General features: G+C 66.5%; 7 protein-coding genes. 4 read left to right on the top strand and 3 right to left on the bottom strand.

Annotated features, from left to right (window positions below; genetic code table 11):
* Nucleotides 1–202: 202 nt before the first annotated feature.
* From F6X37_RS22095 to flgA, 3 genes are all read right to left on the bottom strand, one after another.
* Nucleotides 203–649 carry a flagella synthesis protein FlgN gene (locus F6X37_RS22095; RefSeq protein WP_187612747.1) on the bottom strand — a complete coding sequence of 149 codons (447 nt, stop codon included), beginning with the start codon at nucleotides 647–649 and terminating at the stop codon, nucleotides 203–205.
* 94 nt (nucleotides 650–743) lie between these two features.
* Entirely contained in the window at nucleotides 744–1,103 is a 360-nt protein-coding gene (gene flgM / locus F6X37_RS22090) for a flagellar biosynthesis anti-sigma factor FlgM (protein ID WP_187612746.1), read from the bottom strand.
* A gap of 177 nt (nucleotides 1,104–1,280) precedes the next feature.
* The gene (flgA, locus tag F6X37_RS22085) at nucleotides 1,281–2,756 is read right to left on the bottom strand and encodes a flagellar basal body P-ring formation chaperone FlgA (protein WP_187612745.1); all 1,476 of its coding nucleotides are present in this window, start codon (nucleotides 2,754–2,756) and stop codon (nucleotides 1,281–1,283) included.
* 218 nt (nucleotides 2,757–2,974) lie between these two features.
* Here flgA and flgB point away from each other — a divergent pair, with 218 nt between their 5' ends.
* From flgB to F6X37_RS22065, 4 genes are all read left to right on the top strand, one after another.
* Nucleotides 2,975–3,475 (top strand): flagellar basal body rod protein FlgB, encoded by a 501-nt coding sequence (gene flgB, locus F6X37_RS22080; RefSeq protein WP_090802505.1) that lies wholly within the window; start codon nucleotides 2,975–2,977, stop codon nucleotides 3,473–3,475.
* A 128-nt stretch (nucleotides 3,476–3,603) separates the two neighbouring features.
* Entirely contained in the window at nucleotides 3,604–4,029 is a 426-nt protein-coding gene (gene flgC / locus F6X37_RS22075) for a flagellar basal body rod protein FlgC (protein WP_026225509.1), read from the top strand.
* 10 nt (nucleotides 4,030–4,039) lie between these two features.
* Nucleotides 4,040–4,774 carry a flagellar hook assembly protein FlgD gene (locus tag F6X37_RS22070; protein ID WP_187612744.1) on the top strand — a complete coding sequence of 245 codons (735 nt, stop codon included), beginning with the start codon at nucleotides 4,040–4,042 and terminating at the stop codon, nucleotides 4,772–4,774.
* 43 nt (nucleotides 4,775–4,817) lie between these two features.
* Nucleotides 4,818–6,332, top strand: a complete 1,515-nt coding sequence (locus F6X37_RS22065; protein ID WP_187612743.1) for a flagellar hook protein FlgE — start codon at nucleotides 4,818–4,820, stop codon at nucleotides 6,330–6,332.
* Nucleotides 6,333–6,344: the final 12 nt, after the last annotated feature.

The raw sequence follows: 6,344 nt of genomic DNA, 5'->3' as shown, positions 1-6,344 counted from the left end.
CTTTGCTACGCGCTTCTTTCAGACCCCGCCTCACGACGACGCCCTTGCGCTTCGCTAATCCTTCACCACCATCAGGCTGGATAGGGGACTTTCACCCCCGAGCTGTTGAGCATGCTCGGCACACAACGAAAAAGCCCGTCGATGACGGGCTTTTTCATTCATTTCGTAGATTGCTCGATTGAAGGCCGGGCAGGCGGGCCGATCAGAGTCCCGAATAAGCTGGAACTCGTCCATCCGGCCCGTACAGATTCGTCTTGCGCGGCACGTTGACTTGCAGCGCCTTTAGCGCGCGCTCGTTGTAGTCCATCCGCACGCGGATCAGCTCGCCGTTGTTGGTGTTGACGCGCCGCGCGCGATCCGCGGCTTTCTGCAGCAGCTTCCACTGCGTCGCGACGCGCGCGTCGGTGCTGGCCGCGAGCTCCATGCCGGACCAGCCGGTCGGAAAGCCGAGTTCGGCCAGATGCGAGTCGCGCGCGGCTTCGAGCCTCGCGAGCACGCCGATCAGCTCGGTTTTTTTCTCGACGATCGCCGGCAACTGCTCCAGCGGCGAGACCGCCGTCAGCGCTTTGGTTTCGAGAGTGAGGATCGAGGCGAATGCCTCGACGGTCGAATATTCTTCGATCAGGGTAGCAACGAGGACGTCTTTCATATCAACAACTCGCTACGCACACTGGCTCGCGAACGGCGCGCGAACCGGGTTGGTCGGACGCCGCCCGGCAGATCACCGCGCGGCGAAATGCCGATCAGTTGCCGGTCGACGAGGTTTTGTTCTGCAACAGGTCGCGCGCCGTCTGCAGCACGCCGTCGGCGATCTTGCCGGAGTCGATCTGCAGCTTGCCGTCCTTGATCGCCTGTTTGATCGACTCGACGTGCGCGGTGTCGATGTCGGCCGAGCCGGAGGCCGCGAGGCTGCGCAGATGCTGCGACAGACCCGACAGGCTCACGCTCGTTTCGCCCGACGCGCTGCTCGCGGCCGGCGCGGCGGTGCTCGTCGCGCCCTGGGTGGTGCTGGCTGCCGGCGTGGCTTCGTCGCCCTGCTGCGAACGGGACAAAGCGTCTTTCAACGACGGCAGATTTGAAGAGGTGGTGGGATCGACTTTCACGATTGGCTTCCCTAACGATTTGATCCTGATAACGGCAACCGCTGATCAAAACTTTAGCGCAATCGCTCCACACCCGGCTCGCCGCCAGGTGGCCATCTACCCCATTCAATCCCCGTCCGTCTGCCCTGGCCACCGGGGCGCCGACCGTTTCGACGGTGCTCGTTGCCGCCAGCCCGCTCACATCTGGATCTCCACCGTGCCGCCGTCCTTGACGATGCCGGAGATGATCTGGCCGTTGGCGGTCTTCACGCGCACCTGCTGGCCCGGCGACGCGTTGTTCATCGCGCTGCCCTCGGACGAGATCGAGAAACCGTCGCCGGCCGCGATGACCCGCACGGTCTGGCCGAACACCACCGCCGACGCGCTCTTGAGCATGTCGCGGCGCAGCGGCATGCCGCCCGCGATCCGCACGAGCGAGACCGAGCCGACCGCCTGCGACGGGTCGGTGACGATCGCCTGCGGCAGGCCGGTCAGGTCGCCTTCGCGCGCGACGAGGTCGGCGGCCGTGAGCACTTCGCCCGGCGCCATCGCGCGGGCGGCGAGGTAGTAGGTCGCATGCAGCGAGATGCGCGCCTGCAGATAGATGGTCCACGGCCGCTCGCCCGCGCAGCGCACGCCGACCGTCAGCCGGCCCCACAGGCGCGCGCCGGTCGGCATGAACGGTTCGAGCGACGTGCACGCGGCGAGGCCGCGCGGAAACGCGGACGCGACAGTGATGTCGGCCTTGCCGGGCAGGCCGACGGCCTGCTGTTGCAGGAACGCGAGCGCGCTCGCGTGAATCGCTTCCGGGTCCTGCTGGCCTGGCAGCGGCGCGGCTTGCGCAGCCGTCGCGGCGGTAGCGGTCTGCGGCGTTCTCTGTGCAATGACGGCCGCCGCTTGGCGCGAGCCAGGCGGCGTCGCGGGTGTTCTCGCGATCCCGGGATGCGCCGGCTGCGCCGCAGCGGCCGCGATCGGCTTGCCATTCGCGCCGAACTCGGGTGGCTCGCCGCGCGCGGCGAGACTGTCGAAACCGTCGCCTTGCGGCGCATTGGCCGCGACCACGCGCTGATTCGCGACGCCGGCGGCCGGGCCCGCTTCGACATTGACGCGCGCGACGCCCGACGCCCCAGTGCTGGCCGCCGGCGGAATCGTCACGACGCCGTTGGCGTCCGGTTTGAAGTTGGTGCGGATGATGGCCGGCGCGGCGGCAGCGGGCTCGCCCGCGCCCGGAATGACGATCGCGCCGCTTGCGCTCGCGGCGCGCCCGAACGTATCGGTGTCGCGCGACCCGCTCGCGCGGCCGAGCGACTGTGCGGTCGCCGCCGCGAGCGACGCCGCCGACGCGCTGCGCTGCGCCGGCGTCTGAATCCGTTGCGCGAGATCGTTCAGCGCGGCGGGATTTTTCTCGGCGGGCCCGGCAATCACGATCGGGCCGCCCGCATCCTGCGCCTGGGTCGTAGCCGGCAGCAACACGATGCCGCCCGCAACCCATACCGCGACGTTGACGGCCGCCCGCGTCAGGCAATGCGCAAGGCAACGCGAGAAAGAGCGCGGCACCGGCTGGGCGAGCGCGCCCTCCGAACCATCGCCCCGTTCATCGACCCGGCCACCCCACACGCGACGCATCGTCGTGCCGCTCGCCGGCTGCGGCAAGGTGTTGGTGGGCTGGTCCATCGCGGGTCTCCATCGAATGCATCGGTACGCCTTGCATTCTAGTGAGCCCCGCTTTCGCGCAAACGTTGAATAGAAGCCCCCTTTCCCGGTTATTCGTCCGATTGCCGCTTGCGCGCGGCCCATAAGATGCATCACATGCAAAAAGGCCTTCGCGCCCGCCGCGTGTCACTCACGATGCGCACACGGGACGGCCTTGGAAACGTTCTCGGGAGATTCCGATGCTGGACAAGCTCGATGCCGAATTCGCATTCGGCCGGCAGGCGATGGATGTGCGCGCATACCGGCAGGAACTGCTGTCGTCGAATATCGCGAACGCCGACACGCCCGGCTACAAGGCGCGCGATATCGACTTCGCGTCGTCGCTCGCCGGCGCGCTGAAGAAGACGGGCGGCAGCACCGCCGGCCAAGGCGCATCGAACAGCTCCACGCTCGCGATGACGCAACCCGCGGGCGTGACGAGCGGCATGTCGATGAACACGACCGAGGCCGGCCACATGAGCGGCAAGGCCACGCTGACGGCGACGGGCGGCAGCCCCGACGATTACGGCAACCTGCAATACCGGATTCCGCTGCAGCCGGCGCTCGACGGCAACACGGTCGACGTCGACACCGAGCGCGTGCAGTTCGCCGACAACACGGTGCACTTCGAGTCGGGTATGACGGTGGTGTCGAACCAGATCAAGACGATGCTGTCGGCGATCACGTCGGGCTCGTCGTAAGCCGGGCAAGAGCACGGCACCCAGGCAGGGCGCATAGCAGCTGAACACAGGCAGCATGCACGCACGAACAGAAACGCTACGGGACTTAACGTAAAGCCGGTGCGAACCGGCAGGAGAGGTCAGGAAACATGCCATCCCTGATGAACATTTTTGGTGTCGCGGGTTCCGCGATGTCGGCGCAGTCGGAGCGGCTCAACGTGACGGCGTCGAACCTGGCCAACGCGGACAGCACGACGGGCCCCGACGGTCAGCCGTACAAGGCCAAGCAGGTCGTGTTCGCGGTGAGCCCGCTCGGCGGCGCGCGCACACGCTCCGGCCAGCAGGTCGGCGGCGTGCAGGTGACGGGCGTGGTCGACGATCCGTCGCCGATGAAGACCGCGTACGAGCCCGGCAATCCGGCCGCCGACGCGAACGGCTACGTGACGCTGCCCAACGTCGACCCGGTGCAGGAGATGGTCAACATGATCTCGGCCTCGCGCTCGTACCAGGCCAACGTCGAAACACTGAACACCGCCAAAACCCTGATGCTGAAAACGCTCACGATCGGAACCTGAGGAGAGAGCCTTGACCACCAACACCACGATCGGCGGCAGCGGCACGACCGTTTCGCCGACGCTGCTCGACACGATGAACGGCACGAGCAGCAGCTCGAGCGCGACCAGCTCGACGAGCAGCACGTCGAGCAGCACGTCGGGCACGTCGGCGGCGGACCTGCAGACCACCTTTCTGCAGCTGCTCGTCGCGCAAATGCAGAACCAGGACCCGACCAATCCGATGGACAGCTCGCAGATGACCTCGCAGCTCGCCCAGATCAGCACGGTGCAGGGCATCAGCCAGCTCAATACGTCGCTCTCCTCGCTGTCGACGCAGCTGTCGGCGGGCCAGCAGTCGCAGGCCGCGTTGCTGATCGGTTCGACCGTGCTCGCACCGGGCAACTCGATCACCGTGTCGAGCGGCCAGACGAACGAGTTCGGCGTCACGCTCGCGAACTCCGTCAGCGACCTGCAGATCGTCGTGAAGAACTCGGCCGGCACGATCGTCAACACGCTCGATCTCGGCAAGCAGTCGGCCGGCACGATTCCGGTTGGCTGGACGCCGACCGATTCGGCGGGCAACACGCTCGCCGACGGCACCTACACGATCACCGCGACAGGCACGATCAACGGCCAGCAGGCGACGGCTACCACGCTCACCGGCGCGACGGTGGAAAGCGTCGTCCAGCAGAGCAGCGGCACGCCGGGCCTCGTGCTGTCGAACGGCTCGACGGTCGACCTGACCGGCGTCGCAGCGATCCTGTAGTCCGGATCCATTCAGTTACGACTTTACAGATACGGAGTACGTCATGAGTTACCAAACAGGTTTGAGCGGTCTGTCGGCGTCGTCGAGCGATCTCGACGTGATCGGCAACAACATCGCCAACGCCAACACCGTCGGCTTCAAGAGCGGCACCGCGGAATTCGCCGACATGTACGCCAATTCGGTCGCGACCGCGACGAGCCAGCAGATCGGTATCGGTACGCAACTCTCCGAAGTGCAGCAGCAATTCTCGCAAGGCACGCTCACGACGACGAACCAGGCGCTGAACGTCGCGATCAACGGCAACGGCTTCTTCCAGATGTCGAACAACGGCACGCTGACCTATTCGCGCAACGGCGTGTTTCAGCTCGACAAGAACGGCTTCATCACGAACGCGCAGGGCCTCGATCTGATGGGCTACGCGGCCAATAGCTCGGGCATCGTCAACACCGCGCAGACCGTGCCGCTGACGGTGCCGACCGCAAACATCGCGCCGCAGGCGACCACCTCGATCACCGCGGGCCTGAACCTGAACGCGCAGGACAACATCATGCTCGGCGCACCGACCGCGACGCCGGGCGGCACCAACGCCGGCACGCTGAACACGACCGGCGCGACGATCACCAACGCGGCAGCGGGCACCAACACCGACCAGTACACGATCAACTTCACGAGCCCGACCACCTACACGGTCACGGACAACACGCTCGGCACGACCACGGCGTCGCAGCCCTACACGGCCGGCACCGCGATCACGCTCGGCAACGGCGAGAGCATCACGTTCAGCGGCACGCCGGTGGCCAACGACAGCTACACGATCACGCAGAACCCGACCACGTTCAACCAGAGCAGCTCGTCGACCTACAACTACTCGACGAGCACGACCGTCTACGACACGCTCGGCGGCTCGCAGACCGTCAATATGTACTTCGCGAAGACGGGCTCGGGCACGTGGAACGTGTACGCGGGCCCGTCGACCGGCACCGCTTCCCTGATCGGCACGGCGAACTTCAATTCATCGGGCACGCTGGTCAGCACGACCGACGCGACGACCGGCCTCGCGACCGCGACGCTCGGCGCGTTCACGATGTCGATCCCGACCACCGACGGTTCGGGCACGCCGCAGAACGTCACGCTGAACATGGCCGGCACCACGCAGTACGGCGGCAAGGACGGCGTGAACAGCCTGTCGACCGACGGCTACGCGGCGGGCCAGCTGACGAGCTTCACGGTCGGCTCCGACGGCACCCTGACGGGCAACTACTCGAACGGGCAGACCGCGGCGCTCGGCCAGATCGTGCTCGCGAACTTCTCGAACCAGAACGGCCTCGTCGACCTCGGCAACAACGAGTACGGCCAGACGGCTGCCTCGGGCGTCGCGCAGATCTCGACGCCGGGCTCGACCAATCACGGCGTGCTGCAAGGCGGCGCGGTCGAGAACTCGAACGTCGATCTGACGAGCGAGCTGGTCAACCTGATCACCGCGCAACGCAACTATCAGGCGAACGCGCAGACGATCAAGACCCAGCAGGCCGTCGACCAGACCCTGATCAACCTGTAAGCGAACGGGACC

Origin of the sequence: Paraburkholderia sp. 31.1 (genome assembly GCF_014397645.1) — a bacterium.
GTDB classification, from domain to species: domain Bacteria; phylum Pseudomonadota; class Gammaproteobacteria; order Burkholderiales; family Burkholderiaceae; genus Paraburkholderia; species Paraburkholderia tuberum.
This window is presented reverse-complemented; position numbering and strand designations above follow the sequence as displayed.

Coding starts and splice junctions, on each gene's coding strand:
- flgB (WP_090802505.1), top strand. CDS start 2,975: ATGCTGGACAAGCTCGATGCCGAATTCGCATTCGGCCGGCAGGCGATG.
- flgC (WP_026225509.1), top strand. CDS start 3,604: ATGCCATCCCTGATGAACATTTTTGGTGTCGCGGGTTCCGCGATGTCG.
- F6X37_RS22065 (WP_187612743.1), top strand. CDS start 4,818: ATGAGTTACCAAACAGGTTTGAGCGGTCTGTCGGCGTCGTCGAGCGAT.
- flgA (WP_187612745.1), bottom strand. CDS start 2,756: ATGGACCAGCCCACCAACACCTTGCCGCAGCCGGCGAGCGGCACGACG.
- F6X37_RS22095 (WP_187612747.1), bottom strand. CDS start 649: ATGAAAGACGTCCTCGTTGCTACCCTGATCGAAGAATATTCGACCGTC.